General features: G+C 72.6%; 11 protein-coding genes. 6 read left to right on the forward strand and 5 right to left on the reverse strand.

Features of this window, described 5'->3' with window-relative positions:
* Positions 1–4: 4 nt before the first annotated feature.
* Positions 5–991, forward strand: a complete 987-nt coding sequence (gene speB, locus OHS81_RS23860; RefSeq protein ID WP_328386702.1) for an agmatinase — start codon at positions 5–7, stop codon at positions 989–991.
* A 102-nt stretch (positions 992–1,093) separates the two neighbouring features.
* On the opposite strand, the gene OHS81_RS23865 is transcribed toward speB, so the two are convergent.
* Complete coding sequence (locus OHS81_RS23865; RefSeq protein WP_328386703.1) at positions 1,094–2,398, reverse strand: MFS transporter; 1,305 nt, start codon at positions 2,396–2,398, stop codon at positions 1,094–1,096.
* Positions 2,399–2,515: 117 nt separating this feature from the next.
* Here OHS81_RS23865 and OHS81_RS23870 point away from each other — a divergent pair, with 117 nt between their 5' ends.
* Entirely contained in the window at positions 2,516–2,968 is a 453-nt protein-coding gene (locus tag OHS81_RS23870; protein ID WP_328386704.1) for a winged helix-turn-helix transcriptional regulator, read from the forward strand.
* A gap of 19 nt (positions 2,969–2,987) precedes the next feature.
* Here OHS81_RS23870 and OHS81_RS23875 read toward each other — a convergent pair whose 3' ends face one another.
* On the reverse strand, positions 2,988–4,616 hold the full coding sequence (locus tag OHS81_RS23875; protein WP_328386705.1) for a PucR family transcriptional regulator: 1,629 nt from the start codon (positions 4,614–4,616) through the stop codon (positions 2,988–2,990).
* Positions 4,617–4,818: 202 nt separating this feature from the next.
* On the opposite strand from OHS81_RS23875, the gene OHS81_RS23880 reads away from it, so the two are divergent.
* The 3 genes from OHS81_RS23880 (at position 4,819) to OHS81_RS23890 (ending at position 10,149) form a co-directional block, all read left to right on the forward strand.
* Entirely contained in the window at positions 4,819–6,447 is a 1,629-nt protein-coding gene (locus tag OHS81_RS23880) for a sodium:solute symporter (RefSeq protein WP_328386706.1), read from the forward strand.
* 103 nt (positions 6,448–6,550) lie between these two features.
* Complete coding sequence (locus OHS81_RS23885) at positions 6,551–8,314, forward strand: thiamine pyrophosphate-binding protein (RefSeq protein WP_328386708.1); 1,764 nt, start codon at positions 6,551–6,553, stop codon at positions 8,312–8,314.
* 266 nt (positions 8,315–8,580) lie between these two features.
* A complete protein-coding gene (locus tag OHS81_RS23890) occupies positions 8,581–10,149 on the forward strand; it encodes an IPT/TIG domain-containing protein (RefSeq protein ID WP_328386709.1) in 1,569 nt (522 codons plus the stop codon).
* A gap of 133 nt (positions 10,150–10,282) precedes the next feature.
* Here the strand turns inward: OHS81_RS23890 and OHS81_RS23895 are convergent, their stop codons facing one another.
* The 3 genes from OHS81_RS23895 to OHS81_RS23905 are packed head-to-tail and all read right to left on the reverse strand — an operon-like array spanning position 10,283 to position 13,924.
* On the reverse strand, positions 10,283–10,942 hold the full coding sequence (locus OHS81_RS23895) for a TetR/AcrR family transcriptional regulator (RefSeq protein ID WP_328386710.1): 660 nt from the start codon (positions 10,940–10,942) through the stop codon (positions 10,283–10,285).
* A gap of 2 nt (positions 10,943–10,944) precedes the next feature.
* Complete coding sequence (locus OHS81_RS23900; RefSeq protein WP_328386711.1) at positions 10,945–13,065, reverse strand: YhgE/Pip domain-containing protein; 2,121 nt, start codon at positions 13,063–13,065, stop codon at positions 10,945–10,947.
* Positions 13,037–13,924, reverse strand: a complete 888-nt coding sequence (locus OHS81_RS23905; RefSeq protein WP_328386712.1) for an ATP-binding cassette domain-containing protein — start codon at positions 13,922–13,924, stop codon at positions 13,037–13,039. Before OHS81_RS23905 ends, OHS81_RS23900 begins: the two co-directional genes overlap by 29 nt.
* 236 nt (positions 13,925–14,160) lie before the next feature.
* Between OHS81_RS23905 and OHS81_RS23910 the strand changes: the two genes are divergently transcribed.
* Positions 14,161–17,082, forward strand: coding sequence for a discoidin domain-containing protein (locus tag OHS81_RS23910; protein WP_328386713.1), 2,922 nt, complete (start codon positions 14,161–14,163; stop codon positions 17,080–17,082).
* The last annotated feature ends 185 nt before the right edge of the window (positions 17,083–17,267 follow it).

Here is a 17,267-nt window from a genome sequence, read left to right on the forward strand (position 1 = left end):
GCTCATGACCACCGCAGCCAGCGCATCCAACGGGCCCGTGGGCCCCGTCGACTCCTCCCGTATTCCGCGTTACGCCGGGCCCGCGACCTTCGCCCGGCTGCCCCGCCTCGACGAGGTCGGCGGCCGGGCCGATGTGGCCGTCGTCGGTGTCCCCTTCGACACCGGTGTCTCCTACCGCCCCGGGGCCCGCTTCGGCGGCAACGCCATCCGCGAGGCGTCCCGCCTCCTGCGCCCCTACAACCCGGCCCAGGACGCGTCCCCCTTCGCGCTGGCGCAGGTCGCCGACGCCGGTGACATCGCCGCCAACCCCTTCAACATCAACGAGGCGGTGGAGACGGTCGAGGCCGCGGCCGACGACCTGCTGGCCTCCGGCGCCCGCATGATGACCCTCGGCGGCGACCACACCATCGCCCTCCCGCTCCTCCGCTCGGTCGCCAAGAAGCACGGCCCGGTCGCGCTGCTGCACTTCGACGCCCACCTGGACACCTGGGACACCTACTTCGGCGCCGAGTACACCCACGGCACCCCGTTCCGCCGCGCCGTCGAGGAGGGCATCCTCGACACCTCCGCGCTCTCCCACGTCGGCACCCGCGGTCCGCTCTACGGCAAGAAGGACCTCGACGAGGACGAGAAGATGGGCTTCGGCATCGTCACGTCGGCGGATGTCATGCGGCGCGGGGTGGACGAGGTCGCCGACCAGCTGCGCCAGCGCATCGGTGACCGTCCGCTGTACATCTCCATCGACATCGACGTGCTGGACCCGGCGCACGCGCCCGGCACCGGCACCCCCGAGGCCGGCGGGCTCACCTCCCGCGAGCTGCTGGAGATCGTGCGCGGGCTGTCCTCCTGCAACCTGGTCTCGGCGGACGTCGTCGAGGTCGCCCCGGCGTACGACCACGCGGAGATCACCTGCGTGGCCGCCTCCCACACGGCGTACGAGCTGACGACGATCATGTCGCGGCAGATCGCGGCGGGGCGGCAGGGGCAGTAGAGGCACCAGGGGCAGGAGGCGGTGCCGCGGCCCCGCCGTCCCCGGCATCGGCCGATGCCGCCCGGCCCGCCACGGACACCGTGGCGGGCCGGGCGGCGCTGCTCACGTGCGTGAGTGCGGCGCCGCCGTGCACGCCCACAGCACGAGCCCGAGGCAGCTGAAAGCGGCCCCCAGTGCGCAGACGGCGCCCCAGCCGGCCACCGTGTAGAGGGAGGTCGCGGCGAGGGCGCCGGTGGCGCTGCCGGCCGAGTAGAAGACCATGTACCCGCCGATCAGCCGGCTGCCCGCTTCCGGGTGCAGCGCGTAGATCAGGGTCTGGTTGGTGACATGGACCGCCTGCACGGCGAGGTCGAGCAGGATCACCCCGGCCACCAGGGCCCAGAGCGAGCTGCGGGTGAAGGCCAGCGGCAGCCACGAGGCGGCGAGCAGGGCCAGGGCGATGCCGGTGGTCCGCCGGGAGAGTCCGCGGTCGTTCAGGCGGCCCGCCGCGGTCGCGGCCAGGGCGCCGGCGACACCGATCAGCCCCAGCGCCCCGATCGCGCTGTGGGGCAGGAAGTACGGGGCCTCGCTGAGCGGCAGCGCGACGCTGCTCCACAGCGTGCTGAAGGCGGCGAAGACCAGCAGGCCGAACAGTGCCCGGAGCCGCAGCAGCCGTTCCCGTGCGAACAGGGTGAGCGTGGAGCGCAGGAGCTGTCCGTAGCGCAGGGTTGCCGGCGGAGCGGCGCGGTGGCGCGGCAGCACCCGGTACAGGACCAGGGCGAGCAGAGCGGTGAGCGACGCCGAGGCGAGGTAGACGGAGCGCCAGCCCGCGAGATCGGCCAGGAGGCCGGACGCGGTGCGGGCGAGCAGAATTCCGGTGACCACGCCGCTGGTGACCAGTCCGACGACCCGTCCGCGCCCGGCGGGAGGGGCCAGTGAGGCCGCGAAGGCCACCAGCGTCTGGGTGACGACCGCGAGAAGCCCGGTCGCCGCCATGCCCGCCAGCAGGACCGCCGCCGTGCGGGCGGCGGCCACCACGGCCAGCGCCGCCACCAGGAGCAGTAACTGGGCCACGATCAGCCGCCTGCGGTCGGTCACGTCGCCCAGCGGCACGAGGAAGAACAGCCCGAGCCCGTATCCGATGTGCGTGAGGGTGACCACGCTGCCGACGAGTGCCGGGCTCATGGCGAGGTCATGGCCCATGGTCACCAGGAGCGGCTGGGAGAAGTACACGTTGGCCACCGCGGCCCCGCAGGCGACGGCGAACAGGGTGACGACGCCACGGGAGAGGACGGACGGACCCGACTCGGAGCCCTCCCCGGTCCGGGGCCCGGGGCGGGGAAGGCGGCGTCGGTGCCGGCGCCGTGTCACCGCCTCGCCGTTGCCAGGACCATGGCCGGTTCGGTTGCCGGTTCGGTTGCCGGGCATCGGCACCCCTCCGTAAATCTGGTTTCATCTTGCCACCAATGACGACGGGGAGACGGTAGGCCCTTTTGGTAGCATGTTGCAACCGTTGTGCGGGGGGAGGAGAGGGTGAGGGGCGCCATGGTGACCAGGACGCGTTTCGACGACAGTGAATGCCCCGTCGCCCGGTCGGTGGACGCGATCGGCGACTGGTGGTCCCTGCTGATCGTGCGGGACGCCTTCGACGGAAGCCGGCGCTTCGGGGAGTTCCAGCGCAGCCTCGGCGTGGCGAAGAACATCCTCACCGCGCGCCTGCGCACCCTGGTCGCCGGTGGTGTCCTCGCATCCGTCCCCGCCTCGGACGGCAGCGCCTACCGCGAGTACGTACTGACGCCGAAGGGCAAGGCGCTCTTCCCCGTCATCGTGGCGCTGCGGCAGTGGGGCGAAGAGAACTTCTTCGCCCCCGGCGAGGCGCACTCCCGGTTGGTCGACCGCCGGGAGGGGCATCAACTCCGCGCGCTGGAAGTGCTGTCCGCGGACGGGCGGCGGCTGGACCCGGACGACACCACCGTCCACAAGGTCTCCGCCCGGTGAGGTGAGGTGAGGCCGGCCGTCAGGCCGGTGCCGCGCCCCGGTCGAGCGAACGCAGGGCGAACCACAGCTCCATACGGACGTCGGGGTCGTCCAGATCGGTGTCGAGGAGGCCGGCGATACGGGTGATGCGCTGGCGGACGGTGTTGCGGTGGATGCCGAGGGCGGTCGCGGTGCGGTCCCAACTTCCGTGCAGGGAGAGCCAGTTGTGGAGGGTGGAGAGGAGGGCGGGGGAGCCGGCCAGCGGGGCGAGCAGGGCTTGGGCGTGCTGCTGGGCCTCCGTGGGGGCCACGAGCGAGGTGATGCTGTGGGGGCCAGGGGCGCGATGACGCACCAGAGCGGCGCGGCCCGCGCGGGCGCGGCGCAGGGCGGAGGCGGCATGCCGGTCGGCGGCCGGCAGCTCCGCGACCGGGACGGGTTCGCTGACGCCGAGCGTCCAGCCGGGGTGCGCGGTGATCTCCTGGTCGGCGGGGACCAGGGCGCGCAGGGCGGGGGCGGTGACGGCCGCGGCCTTCGCCTCGGGGCCGGTGCCGGGCGCGGCCGCCGCCGTGGGGCCGGTGCCGGGGTGTGCTTCCGGGGCCGTGGCCGGCCCGCTTCCGGAGCCCGGGGCGACGAGCGGGGTGCCCAGAGCGGCGGCCAGCGAGGCCGCCGACTCCCTGGTGTCACGGCGGCGTTCGGCGTGGACGACGGTCCAGAGGGGAGAGCCGAGGAGCGGGGCGACCTCGGCCGGACGGGCGCCGAGGAGCAGTCGGACCAGGGCCGCCGCGTGCCCCGCGGCGGCCGGAGCGTGATCGGTGGGCGGGCCGGTGATCAGTGAGAGGAGCACGGCGGCGACGCCCGCGATGGTGTGCGCGGGCGGGTCGTGCGGATCCGCGGCGACCACCAGCGCGAGCGCCCGGCTGCCCCGGGCGCGTCCCGTCAGGGCGTAGGCGGACAGTGAGCTGCCGGGGACGGTGTCGGTCGCCGAGGACGGACCGCCCGCGCCGACGACCTGCGCGAGACGGCCGGCCGCGGCGCGGACCGAGGCGGTGGGGCGGGGGCCGGCGGAGCCGCCTTCCGTGCCGTCCGGGGCGAACAGCGCGGTCCAGCCGTGCACATGGCGGGCCAGTGCGCGCAGCACGGCGCTTGCCGGATCGGGGCGGGCGGCGGCCGCGGCCAGCGCGCGCTGTGCCTCGCTGAGCCGGGTCAGCTCGCGGTGCCGGGCCTGTGTCACCGCCTGCCACACGGCGCTCTCGACGGCGGTGAACGGGGTGCCCGCCGGGACCTCGACGAGCGGCAGGCCGTGCCGGTCGCAGGCCGCCACCAGGGTGCGGGGGACGGTGTCGTGCACCGGCGCGATCCCGAAGCCGAGGGCGGCGGCACCGGCCGCGACGGTCCGGGCGGCATAACCGTCGAGGTACGCGTCGAGGGCGGCGGCGGACTCCTCGCCCGTGCCCCTCGTCACCTCGGCCAGATGCATGCCCGCCGTCAGCAGCATCTCGCCGCCCAGGAGGTACGGCACCGGGTCGGCCATCTCGGAGGTGTGCACCCAGTGGATCGCGACGCCCTCGCGCGGGCCGGCGATCTGGCGCAGGCCCAGATCCGTACGGGCAAGGAGATCCGCCAGCGGCACCGGTGGGGTGGACGGCGGCGGGAGGCGGTGCGGCGGCATGTGCGAACCATCCACATCGGAGGGTGGTGAATGGAGGAAAACTACACTTCAGCGTTGCCTTCGCGCCTCCTAGGGTCAACCCCCGAGGCGAGGCGCTTGGACGAGACCCCCGCTCGCCGAGCGCCCGCCGCCTCGACGCCACCCCCCGCATCCTCACCTCCCCACACCCCTCTCCCCCCGGCGCAGTTGGAAGGGATGGCCCATGGCTGTCGACTATGCGGTGATCGTGCTCTATTTGGCCGGAATGCTCGCCATGGGCTGGTGGGGCATGCGGCGCGCCACATCCAAGAGCGACTTCCTGGTCGCGGGCCGCCGCCTCGGCCCCGTGATGTATTCGGGAACCATGGCGGCGATCGTCCTCGGCGGCGCCTCCACCATCGGCGGCGTGGGGCTCGGCTACCGGTACGGCCTGTCCGGCGCCTGGATGGTCTTCACCATCGGCCTGGGGCTGCTCGCGCTGAGCGTCTTCTTCTCGGCCCGGATCGCCCGGCTGAAGGTCTACACGGTCTCCGAGATGCTGGATCTGCGCTACGGCGGCTCCGCCGGGATCATCTCCGGCGTCGTGATGTGGGCCTACACGCTGATGCTGGCGGTGACCTCGACCATCGCCTACGCGACCATCTTCGACGTGCTCTTCGGCATGGACCGCACGCTGTCGATCATCCTCGGCGGGGCCATCGTCGTCGCCTACTCGACGCTCGGCGGCATGTGGTCGATCACCCTCACCGACATGGTCCAGTTCGTCGTCAAGACGATCGGTGTGCTGCTGCTCCTGCTGCCCATCGCCGTCATCAAGGCGGGCGGCTTCGCGGCGATGAAGGCGCAGCTGCCGGACGACTACTTCGCCCCGCTCGGCATCGGCGGCCAGACGGTCTTCACCTACGTCCTGATCTACTCCTTCGGCATGCTGATCGGCCAGGACATCTGGCAGCGGGTGTTCACCGCGCGCGGCGACAAGGTGGCGCGCCTCGGCGGCACCGCGGCCGGTACGTACTGTCTGGCCTACGCGCTGGCCGGCGCGGTCATCGGCACCGCGGCCAAGGTGCTCTACCCCCATCTGGGCAGCCCGGATGACGCTTTCGCGACGATCGTCAAGGACGCGCTGCCGGTGGGGGTGCGCGGGCTGGTGCTGGCGGCAGCGCTGTCCGCGGTGATGTCCACGTCCTCGGGCGCGCTGATCGCCTGCGCCACGGTCGCCAACAACGACATCTGGGCGCGGGTGAAGCGCGTTGCCGCGGTGCGGAGCCGGCCGGCCCCGGGGGAGTCCGCCGACGCCGGCCGGGCGCCCGGAGCGGAGCACACCGGGGACGGGAGCGGGACCGAGGCGCACGACGGGGCGCACGACGAGGTGCGGGGCAACCGCGTCTTCATCCTCCTCATGGGCCTCGCGGTCATCGTCATCGCGATCGCGCTGAACAACGTCGTCGAAGCGCTCACCCTCGCCTACAACGTCCTCGTCGGCGGCCTGCTGGTGCCCATCCTCGGCGGACTGCTGTGGAAGCGGGGCAATGCCGCCGGCGCGCTCGCCTCGGTCGCGGTCGGCGGACTGACCGTCATCGGCCTGATGGTCTCGCTCGGCGTCCTCGCCAACGAGCCGATCTACTACGGGCTGATCGCCTCGCTCGTGGCGTATGTGGCGGTCAGCCTGGCCACCGAGCCGACGGACCCACAGGTGCTGACGGCCTGGCGGGCGCGGCTGGCCGGCCGGCCGGACGGTGCCGTGGACGGGGACGATCCGGAGGGCGACGATCCGGAGGAGGACGCGGCCGGCGACACGTCCGTGGCGGTGGCCCGGGTACTGGCCCCCTTCCCTGCCACCCGGCGAGCCTGACCCGCACACCGGCCCGCCCGCACGCCCCCTCGCAGCTCCCGCAGCTCCCGCAGCTCCCGCAGCTCCCGCAGCTCCCCCGCCAAGGAAGGCAGCACGCATCCCCATGAGCACCCCCACCCCCATGCCCCCGCCCGCGCAGCACCGGCGCAACGGCGGTGACCTGGTCGTCGAGTCGCTGGCCGCACTCGGCGCCGACACCGTCTTCGGGCTGCCGGGGCAGCATGCGCTCGGGGTGTTCGACGCGCTGCGCCGCTCCGCGCTGCGCTACGTGGGGCTGCGGGTGGAGAACAACGCGGGCTTCGCCGCCGATGCGTACGCCAGGACCACGCACGGGGTCGCTCCGCTGCTGGTCTCCACCGGCCCGGGCGCGCTGATGACGCTGGCCGCGCTGCAGGAGGCGGCGGCCGGTTCCGCCGCCGTACTGGCCATCGGCAGTCAGGTGCCGCTGGCCGGGATCGGCGGCGGACGCCATGGCTACCTCCATGAACTCACCGATCAGAGCGCTTCGTTCCGCGGCGTGGTCAAGTCCGTCCACACGGCGCGTACGGCCTCGCAGATCCCCTCGGCGGTGGCCGCCGCCTGGGAGTCGGCGCTGAGCACCCCGCACGGACCGGTGTGGCTGGAGATCCCGCAGGATGTGCTGCTGGCGGAGGCCGATGTGCCGCCGGTGGCCGGACTCCGCGCCAGGCCGAAGGAGTTGCTGCCGCGGACCGAGCTGATCACAGAGGCGGCGACCCGGCTGACCCGGGCCCGGCGGCCGGTGATCCTGGCCGGCGGCGGAGTCGTACGGGCCGGGGCCGAGGCGGAACTGCTGGCGCTCGCCGAGCAGTTGCGGGCACCGGTGGCCACCACCTTCGGCGGCAAGGGCGCCTTCCCCTGGGAGCACCCCCTCTCCCTCCAGTCCTGGCTGGAGGACCGCTACACCACGGCCTTCCTGGAGGACGCGGACACCCTCCTGGTCGTCGGCTCGGGGCTGGGCGAACTCTCCTCGAACTACCACACGTTCCGGCCGCTCGGCCGGGTCGTCCAGATCGAGGCGGACCTCGGCAAGCTGGAGTCGAACCACGCCGCGCTGGGCATCCACGCGGACGCGCGGGCGGCGCTGGCCGCGCTGGTCAAGGAGGTGGGGGAGCGGGAGACCGGGGAGGCCGGCCGCACCGAGGACGACGAAGCGTCCACCGCCGGGGAAGCCGGGGCAGCCCCCGGGGCCGGCCGTCCGCCCTCTCCCGGTCCCGGGTCCGGCCATGCGCCCTCCCCCGAGGCCGCCGTGTCCGCCCTCCTGGCCCGCGTCCGCGACCGGATCGCCGGTCAGCATCTCGACCTGGAGCAGCAGGTACTGGCCTCGGTGCGGGCCGCGCTTCCCGACGGCGCGGTCAGCTGCTGGGACATGACGATCCTCGCCTACTGGGCCTGGTCCGCCTTCGACCCCCGGCACACCAACGCGCTGCATTCCGCCCAGGGCGCGGGCGGACTGGGCTACGGCTTCCCGGCGGCGCTGGGCGCGGCCGTCGCCGACCCGGCGCGGCCGGTCCTGGCGGTGTCCGGCGACGGCGGCGCGATGTACTCGATCGCCGAGCTGGCGACCGCCCGGCAGTACGACCTGCCGGTGACCTGGCTCATCGTGGACGACGGCGGATACGGCATCCTGCGCGAATACATGACCGACGCCTTCGGCGCGCCCACCGCCACCGAACTCACCCGGCCGGACTTCGTGGCGCTGGCCGAGTCATTCGGCGTCCCCGCGGTCCGTACGGCCCCGGACCGGCTCCGTACGGACCTGGCGGCGGCGCTCGCCGCCCCCGGCCCCTCGGTCGTCGTCCTCCCGGCCCACCTGCGGATGTTCGCGCCGACGCACCTGGACTCCTGAAGTCTCCGCCGGACTCTGAAGTCTCCACCGGGCCCTGACATCTCCACTGAGCCCCTGGAGGTTTCGCCGCCTTGCCGGGTGGGCATGGAGCCCCTACCGAACCAAACGGGCTGCCCATCCCTCCTCGGGGTGCGCAGCCCGCCGTGTTGTGGTGAACCTGCGGTCTGTCGTGGTGGTTGTGGTGCCCCGGACAGGGACCGACGGACGTGTGCTGCTCCCCGCCCGGGGGTGCCAGGTCCGGGGTGGCCCCCATCGAAGGGGTCCACATGAGTAGTAGCGTTCAGTCACCGCTGCAGGAACTGCTGGCGACAGCTCTCCTCCCCGGCCAGGTGCCGTCGGCCGCCGGGGCGGGAGAGATGAGCCGGGCGGCAGCCCCGGCGCACCTCTTCCTTGCCGTCACGTCGATCCCCGTCGGCAACAACCCGGTCGGGCTGGCGATCGCCCCCAGCAGCGACCTCTACGTCGCCAACTCCGGGTCGGCCAACGTGTCGGCGATCAACACCACCACGGACACCGTCATCGGCGGCCCCATCGGCGTCGGCGGTACGCCGGTCTGGCTGACGGTCGCCCCCAACGGCAACGCCTACGTCCCCAACAGCGGGTCGAACACGGTGTCCGTGATCGACACCACCACCAACACCGTCGTCGGCGCCCCGATCGCCGTCGGCAACCAGCCGGCCGTGGTGGCGGCCGTCCCCGGCGGACGCGTCTACGTCACCAACTTCGCCGCGAACACCGTGACGGTGATCGACACCACCACCAACACCGTCGTCGGCGCCCCGATCGCCGTCGGCGCCCAGCCGGTCGGGATCGCGGTCGCCCCCAACGGCAACGCCTACGTCACCAACCGGGGATCGAACACCGTGACGGTGATCAACACCGCCACCAACACCGTCATCGGCGCCCCGATCCCCGTCGGCGCCCAGCCGAACTTCGTGGCGATCGCCCCCAACGGCAACGCCTACGTCGCCAACATCGGGTCGAACACCGTGACGGTGATCAACACCATCAGCAACACCGTCGTCGGCGCCCCGATCGCCGTCGGCAACCAGCCGTGGGGAATCGCGGTCGGCGCCGACGGGATGGCCTACACCTCCAACCGGGCGGCGAACAACGTGACGGTGTTCGACACCGCCACCAACACCGTCGTCGGCGCCCCGATCCCCGTCGGCGCCGGACCGATCGCCGTGACGGTCGCCCCCAACAACAAGGTCTACGTCAGCAACATCAACGGGAACAACGTCAGCGTCATCCAATTCGACCCGACACTGACCAGCATCGTCCCCAACCAAGGGCCCATCGCGGGCGGCACGATGGTGACGATCACCGGCACCAACCTGACCGGGGCGAGTGTCGACGTCGGCGGCAACCCCGCCACCGGGGTGACCGTCAACGCAACCGGCACCCAGCTCACCTTCGTCACCCCGCCCGGCGCGGCCGGTCCCGCGGACGTCACCGTCACCACGCCCGGTGGCAGCGCCACGCTGGTGGGTGGCTTCACCTACCTGCTCCCCGTCCACGCCACCACGCTGACCGCGACCCCGGCGCTGTCGAAGCTGTTCCCGCCGCACGTGTACTTCCCGTTCCTGACCGCCACGCTGACCGACCAGGCCACCGGTCTGCCCGTGCCCGGCCAGACCATCGTGTTCAGCGTCGGCGGCAACCTCATGGGCACCGCGGTCACCGACGCCCAGGGCGTCGCCCGGTTCAACGAGACGGTCATCCTGGTGTACATCCTCGCCAACGGTGGCTACGACGCCTCCTTCGCCGGAGCGACCACCCCGACAGCCATCCTGTCGCCGTCCAGCGCGCACGCGGGAGTCGTCGAACCCTGACCCCCCGCCCGGTCACCGGCCGGCTGAGCCGCTATGTGTGAGAGCGGTATGCGTGAGGCCGGCCCGGTCGTGGACACCTGTCCACGACCGGGCCGGCCTTCGTGCGGCAGCCGTGCCGCGGGGCGGGAGCGCCCTACCGCGCGCCGGCCCCCACCCGCCCCTGCAGCAGCCGCGACAGCGCCGCATGCACGTCCTCTACGGAGCGGTCCGGCTGGAAGGACTGCCAGTCCAGGGCGGCCACCAGGACCATGCCCAGGAGCGCGGAGGCGGTGAGGGGGATGTCGAGCTCGTCGGAGAGTTCGCCGGTCTCCACGGCGTCGCGCAGGACGGACTCGACGACGGACTGGGCGCGGCCGCGTACCGAGGTGAGGGTGTCGCGCCAGGTGCGGTTGGTGCGCCACAGTTCGGCGACGTAGAGCTGGATGAGGGCGGGGGAGCAGGCGATGAAGTCCAGGCCCGCGCGGATCATGGCGTCCAGGGCGTCGACCCGGGTGCCGCCGCGGGCGGCCGTGGTGTCGGCGGCCCGGCGCAGCGAGTCGGCGAGCAGGTCGATGCCGTCCCGCAGCAGCTCCTCGTAGAGGACGTTCTTGCTGGCGAAGTTGTAGTAGACGGTGCCCTTGGCGACGCCGGCCCGGTCGGCGATCTCGTCGACGGTGGTGGCGGAGAAGCCCTGTTCCGCGATGAGGGTCACGGCGGCGTCGAAGAGCCGGCGGCGCGTCGAGGTGCGGCGGGTGACGGGGGAAGCCCCCGGGGCGGTGCCGTCGACGGCACCGCCCCGGGGCCCCGGGAGCACGCTCACAGGCTGAGCTCCGGGTGCAGGTCCTTCATCCGTACGACCTGCCGGCTGCGCGCCGCGAGGGCGGTGAGCGCCAGCGCGCCGAGGGTGAAGGCCACGAGGACCACACAGCCCTGCTGCACGATGGCGAGGTCACCACCGGTGATCAGCCGGCGCAGGCCGTCGACCACGTAACTCATCGGCAGGAACGGGTGGATGGCGGCGAAGAACCCGGGGCTGGTCTGCACCGGGTAGGTGCCGCCCGCCGAGGTCAGCTGGAGCATCAGCACGACCAGGGTCAGCACCCGGCCGGCCGGACCGAAGAACGCGCCCAGCAGCTGGATGATGGCGGTGAAGCAGGCGGTGGCCAGCAGCAGGAAGCCGACGGTGCCGGCCGAGCGGACCATCTCCAGGCCGAGGCCCCAGTGCAGGACGGCCATCAGGGCCAGTACCTGCACCACGCCGATGGCGTAGGCCGGCAGCCAGGAGCCGAGGGCGATCCGCCAGCCCGGGGCGCCCGCGGCCAGGGCCCGCTTGCCCAGCGCCGGGAGCAGCATGAACGCGACCATCGCGCCGACCCACAGGGAGAGCGGGATGAAGTACGGCGCCAGGCCGGTGCCGTAGTTGGGCGCCTTGTGCATCGACTTGGCGGCCAGCTCGACCGGGTCGGCCATCACCTCGGTGCGGGCGTCGCGGTCCTTCTTGTTGTAGTCCGGGATCTTGGCGACGCCGTCGTGCAGGCCGTCGGCCAGCTGGTTGGTGCCGTCCTTGAGCTTGAAGAGGCCGCCGGTGAGCTTGACGGCGCCGTCCTTGGCGACGCCGACGCCGTTGTGGACCTTGCCTGCGCCGTCGGCGACCTTGCCCGCGCCGTCGGCGAGGGTGCCGATGCCGTTCGCGAACAGGCCCGCGCCCTCGGAGACCTTGTGGGCCCCGGCGTTGAGCGCGTTGATCTGGCGGATCGCGGTGTCCGCGCGCTGCCCGATGCCCGGTGCCTGCTCGGCGACCATCTCCGCGCCCTGGTGGATCTCGCGCAGCTTGCCGCGCATCTGTCCGAAGTCCGCCCCGGCGACGGCGTCGTTGACCTTCTCCGCCGCGTCGGCGGCCACCTTGCTGCCGTCCGCGAGCGCCTTCAGCTTGGTGCAGTCGGCGTCGGTGTCCAGCAGCCCGCCGCAGCGGTCCTGGTAGATCTCCGCGGCGTTGTCGGCGTTCTTGCGGGCCTGCGTGGCGGCCTTGGCGGAGTCGTTCGGCAGGGTGTCGAGGACGTCGCCGATGGTCTCGGTGGCGTCGGCGACGAACTGAGCGCCCCGGCCGATCTCCTTGCCGTGCTCGCGCAGGAAGGGCAGGTCCTTCTTGGCGAGGCCGTGGACCTTCTCGGCGAGCTGCTGGGTGCCGTCGGCGACCTTGCCCGCGCCGGCGCTGAGCTCCCGGGCCTTGGCGACGGCCGCCCCGGCGCCCTTGCTCAGGTCACCAGCGCCCTGACTGACCTTGCCGGCGCCGTCGTTGAGCTTGCCGAGGCCGTTCGCGAGGTCACCGGAGCCCTTCTTGGCCGAGCCGACCCCCTTGTCCACCTTCCCGGCCCCGTCCGCCGCCTCGGCGGTCTTGTCGTGCAGATCGGAGAACGAGATGAAGATCTTGTCGAGCATGGCCCGCGCCGAGGTGGCCGAGGTCTTCGCCCGGACCTCGGAGAAGACCGTCTTGGAGATCGAGCCGACGACGTAGTTGTTGGCGTCGTTCGTACGGACCTTGAGCGCGCCCGTCTGCGGGGTGTCCCCGGAGCTGGAGGCGATCCGCTTGCTGAAGTCCTTCGGGACGGTCAGCGAGAGGTAGTACGTGCCGTTCTCGACGCCCTTGGCGGCGTCCGCGGAGCTGACGTCCTCCCAGTGGAACTTCTTGCTGTCCTTGAGGTTCTCGGACAGGTCGTCGCCCGCGGTGATCTTCTTGCCGCCGGTGGTGGCGCCCTGGTCCTCGTTGACGAGGGCCACCGGGATCTTGTCCAGGCGGCTGTAGGGGTCCCAGAAGGAGCACAGGTACAGGGCCCCGTAGAGCAGCGGGATCAGCATCAGGGCGACCAGGCCCAGGCGGGGAAGCTTTCCCCTGCCGAACCGCTTGAGCTCAAGCGCGGCCAGTCTCGGCGAACGCATGCGCTGCTTCCTCCTCGGTGGTGTGGGGCGCGTCCTGGACGGGAGCCCGGTGCTCGTCCTGCTCGGCGGTGCGGGGTGCGTCCTTGACGGGGGCGGAGGGTTCGTCCTCGACGGGGCTGGAGGGCTCGTCCTTGACGGGGGCGGGGGTGGCGGCTGCGGGCTTGGCCCGCGTGGTGCGGACGGTCAGGGCGTCCGCCGGTGCGTCGCTGCCGGCCGCCACGACGGTGGTGCCCTCCAGCGCGAGGTCCCGCAACATCTGCCAGGCCTGGGCGCGTTCGGCCTCGGAGAGCTTGAGGTCCACATCGTCGACGGCCAGCAACTGCGGGCCGTGCATGATCCCGAGCGCGACGGAGAGCCGCAGCGCCTCGATCCGCTCCAGATCGCGTACGGCCGTCCGCAGCCCCTTGGGCAGGGTGGCGGGGTCGAGCCGGACGGCAGCGAGGGCGGCGTCGACCCGGGCCCGGGTGGCCTCCTTGTGGCGCTTGCCCCAAGGGAGCGAGGCACCGAGGCCCTGGAAGCGGTGGCCCAGCAGGGCCTGCTCCCTGAGGTGTTCGCCGACCGTGAGGGCCGGTTCGAGGTCGACGACGCCCGGTACGTGGGCGATGGCGGTACGGCTGCGCACCGTACCCATCCGCTGGGGCAGCGGGAGCCCGGCGACCGTCGCCGTGCCCTCGGTGATCCGCATCCGGCCGGTGAGGGCCAGCAGCAGACAGGTGCGGCCGGAGCCCGACGAGCCCTCGACCGCGATCAGGGTGCCCGGTTGTGCGGAGATGTCGATGCCCTGGAAGGCCCACCCTCTCGGGCCCTCCACTCCGATCCCCCTGGCGTCGACCGCCGCCCCCTGGCGGGTGGTGTTCACAAACACCCCTCCCCTTTTGATCTGACTGGTCAGTCTAAAAGTGTAGCCGCAGTCAGGGTCCGCGTGATCCATGGGGGTGGTGCTACGGGGGCGTCCGGACAATTTCGTGGCCGGAAGGCCGTGACCCGAACGGGGGAACCGGCCTAGGGTGCCGTGCAGGCGGGGGCCTGATGATGTTCAAGGTGATGTCCGTGCCGCGGTAATGCGGCACGGGCGCGCACATACGACGGAGAACCATGGAACATTCGGCACAGCACCCCGTGGACCCGCCCCCGCAGCCCCCGGCGGAGCACTCTCCCGCGGCCGGGCAACCATCCCGGCCGGTGGCGCCCCGCTCCCGCAGGCTGGTCGCCCCACTGCTCGCCACGGCCCTGGTCGCGATCCTCGCGCCCGTCTCGGCCTCCGCCTCCGCACCCGCACCGGCGCCCGCACCACAGCGGGCCGGCGGCGCCCAGGGCCCCTGCATGAAGGGCGACGGCAGCGACGGCTGGACCGCCACCAGCAGCAAGATCGACCCCAAGGACAGCCATCACGCCTTCGTCGGCAACGGCTACCTCGGACAGCGGGTGCCGCCCAACGGCACCGGCTACGCCGCGCCCGGCGGCACGACCGGCTGGCCGCTGAAGACGCCGGAGTACGACGGTTCCTTCGTCTCCGGCCTGTACGCCGAGGGACCCAAGAGCGTGAAGGGCCGGCAGGCCATCGCCGCCCTCCCCACCTGGACCACCCTCGATGTCAGCGCCGGCGGCGCGCACCCCGACACCTTCTCCTCCGCCACCGCACCCGGCCGGATCTCGCACTACCGCCAGACGCTCTCGCTGCGCTGCGGATTCGTCCGCACCTCGCTGACCTGGACGGCCGCCGACGGCCGTGTCACCGACCTGGTCTACGACGTGCTCACCGACCGCAACGACGCCCACACCGGCGCCGTACGCCTGCGGATGACGCCCCACTGGAGCGGCGACGCCGCCGTCACCGACCGCCTCGACGGCCGTGGCGCCCGCCGGATGACGGCGTCCGGCACCGGGTCCGGCGGCGGCCAGGGCACTGCCGGCAAGGACACCGGTGGCAAGGAATCCGGCGGCCAGGGCACTGTCGGTAAGGAATCCGGCGGCGGCCAGGAGTCCGGCCGCACCATGGACGTCGGGTTCCGCACGGACGGGACGAAGACCGAGGGCGCAGTGGCCTCGACCCTGCGCACCGGCCCCGGGGTGCGCGCGGGCCGCCCCGGACCGGCGCCGCGGGCGGACAAGCTCAGCAACCGGCAGCGGGTCTCCTTCCCGGTCCGCAGCGGCCGCTCGTACGAGCTGACCAAGTACGTCGGCGTGGACACCGCACTCACCTCCCGCTCCCCGCGCGCCGCTGCCGACGCGGCCTCGCGCCGGGCCGCCGGCCGCGGCTGGGACGCCCTCTTCGCCCGGCACACCGCCGCCTGGAAGCGGCTGTGGCGCAGCGACATCGAGGTGAAGGGCAAGCGCGATCTGCAGTCCTGGGTGCGCTCGGCGCAGTACGGACTGCTGTCCTCCACCCGCGCCGGCAGTGACAACAGCATCGGTCCCACCGGCCTGACCAGCGACAACTACGCCGGTGAGGTCTTCTGGGACGCCGAGACCTGGATGTACCCGGGCCTGCTCGCCGCCCACCCCGAACTCGCCAAGTCGATCGTCGACTACCGCTACAAGACCCGGGCCGGGGCCCGCGCCAACGCCGAGAAGCTGGGCTACAAGGGGCTGTTCTACCCCTGGACCAGCGGCAGCAAGGGCGACCTGTGGAACGAGTGCCACAGCTGGGACCCGCCGCACTGCAAGACCCAGAACCACCTCATGGGCGACATCTCCCTCGCCACCTGGCAGTACTACCTCGCCACCAAGGACACCGCCTGGCTGAAGTCCCGTGGCTGGCCGGTCCTCAAGGGCATCGCCGAATTCTGGGCCTCGCGCGCCACCCACAACGCCGACGGCAGCTACTCCGTCAAGAACGTCGCCGGACCGGACGAGTACAGCAACGGCGTCAACGACGGGGTGTTCACCAACGCCGGCGCCGCCACCGCACTGCGCCACGCCACCCGCGTCGCCGCCCTCCTCGGCGAAAAGGCGCCGGCCTCCTGGAAGACCATCGCCGACAAGCTGCGCATCCCCTACGACAGCAAGAAGAAGATCTTCGAGCAGTACGCCGGGTACAAGGGCACGACCATCAAGCAGGCCGACACCGTGCTGCTGATGTACCCGCTGGAATGGCCCATGTCGCAGACCCAGGCGGCCCGCACGCTGGACTTCTACGCCGGGCACACCGACCCGGACGGCCCGGCCATGACGGACTCGGTGCACGCCATCGACGCCGCCGGTATCGGCGAGCCCGGCTGCTCGACCTACACCTACCTGAGGCGGTCCATCCAGCCGTTCGTCCGCGGGCCGTTCGACCAGTTCTCCGAGGCGCGCGGCGACAAGGCCGGAGCCTCGGACCCGCACGCCGGCAAGCCCGCACAGGACTTCCTCACCGGCAAGGGCGGCTTCCTGCAGACCTTCACCCACGGGCTGACGGGGCTGCGGCTGCGCGAGAACGCGGTACACCTCGACCCGATGCTGCCGCCGCAGCTCTCCCAGGGCGTCACCCTGCGCGGCCTGCACTGGCAGGGGCGGACCTACGACATCGCGATCGGCGCCCACCAGACCACCGTGCGGCTGACCGCCGGTGCGCCGATGCGGATCGAGACCCCGGAGGGCGACAAGATCGTCAGCCGCGGGGCGCCGGCCGTCCTGAAGACCCGCCGCCCGGACCTGGCGGCCACCTCGAACGCGGCCCGCTGCACGTCGGCCAAGGCGACCTCCGAGGAGCCCGGCCTGTACGCGGCCGCCGCGGTGGACGGCAACGGCACCACCGCCTGGGTGCCCAACTCCGCGGACGGCACCCTCACCGTCGACCTCGGCCGCACCACCCGCGTCGGGCAGATCACCCCGCACTGGAACACCACCCGGCCCACGTCCTACAACGTCCAGGTCTCCCGGGACGGGAAGCACTGGTCAGGGACCGGATACGCGGGAAAGACGCCGGCCCGGTACGTACGGGTCGTGGTGCACGGTGACCAGGCCAAGGGGAAGGACGGCAAGCCGAAGCCGCATCCGGGGATCTCGGAGCTCACGGTGCAGCGGGTGAAGTAGCCCGCTCGGCGGTTGCCGGGCCTGCTGGAGACGTCTCCGCTGGAGACGGCCCCGCGCTGGAGACGGCCCCCTCCCGGACCACCCGGACGCTGTGGGAACAGTGTCCGGCCCCCCCGGGAGGGGGCCGTCCCGCGTGCGCAGGCGTACGGGATGCCCCGCCCGGCCCGGAGAATTGTTGCGGCGGG

Origin of the sequence: Streptomyces sp. NBC_00400, assembly GCF_036048035.1 — a bacterium.
Taxonomy (GTDB): domain Bacteria; phylum Actinomycetota; class Actinomycetes; order Streptomycetales; family Streptomycetaceae; genus Streptomyces.

Excerpts from the sequence above, each read along its gene's own strand:
- speB (WP_328386702.1), top strand. The coding sequence starts at position 5 with ATGACCACCGCAGCCAGCGCATCCAACGGGCCCGTGGGCCCCGTCGAC.
- OHS81_RS23890 (WP_328386709.1), top strand. The coding sequence starts at position 8,581 with ATGAGTAGTAGCGTTCAGTCACCGCTGCAGGAACTGCTGGCGACAGCT.
- OHS81_RS23865 (WP_328386703.1), bottom strand. The coding sequence starts at position 2,398 with ATGCCCGGCAACCGAACCGGCAACCGAACCGGCCATGGTCCTGGCAAC.
- OHS81_RS23910 (WP_328386713.1), top strand. The coding sequence starts at position 14,161 with ATGGAACATTCGGCACAGCACCCCGTGGACCCGCCCCCGCAGCCCCCG.
- OHS81_RS23880 (WP_328386706.1), top strand. The coding sequence starts at position 4,819 with ATGGCTGTCGACTATGCGGTGATCGTGCTCTATTTGGCCGGAATGCTC.
- OHS81_RS23900 (WP_328386711.1), bottom strand. The coding sequence starts at position 13,065 with ATGCGTTCGCCGAGACTGGCCGCGCTTGAGCTCAAGCGGTTCGGCAGG.
- OHS81_RS23875 (WP_328386705.1), bottom strand. The coding sequence starts at position 4,616 with ATGCCGCCGCACCGCCTCCCGCCGCCGTCCACCCCACCGGTGCCGCTG.
- OHS81_RS23885 (WP_328386708.1), top strand. The coding sequence starts at position 6,551 with ATGAGCACCCCCACCCCCATGCCCCCGCCCGCGCAGCACCGGCGCAAC.
- OHS81_RS23870 (WP_328386704.1), top strand. The coding sequence starts at position 2,516 with ATGGTGACCAGGACGCGTTTCGACGACAGTGAATGCCCCGTCGCCCGG.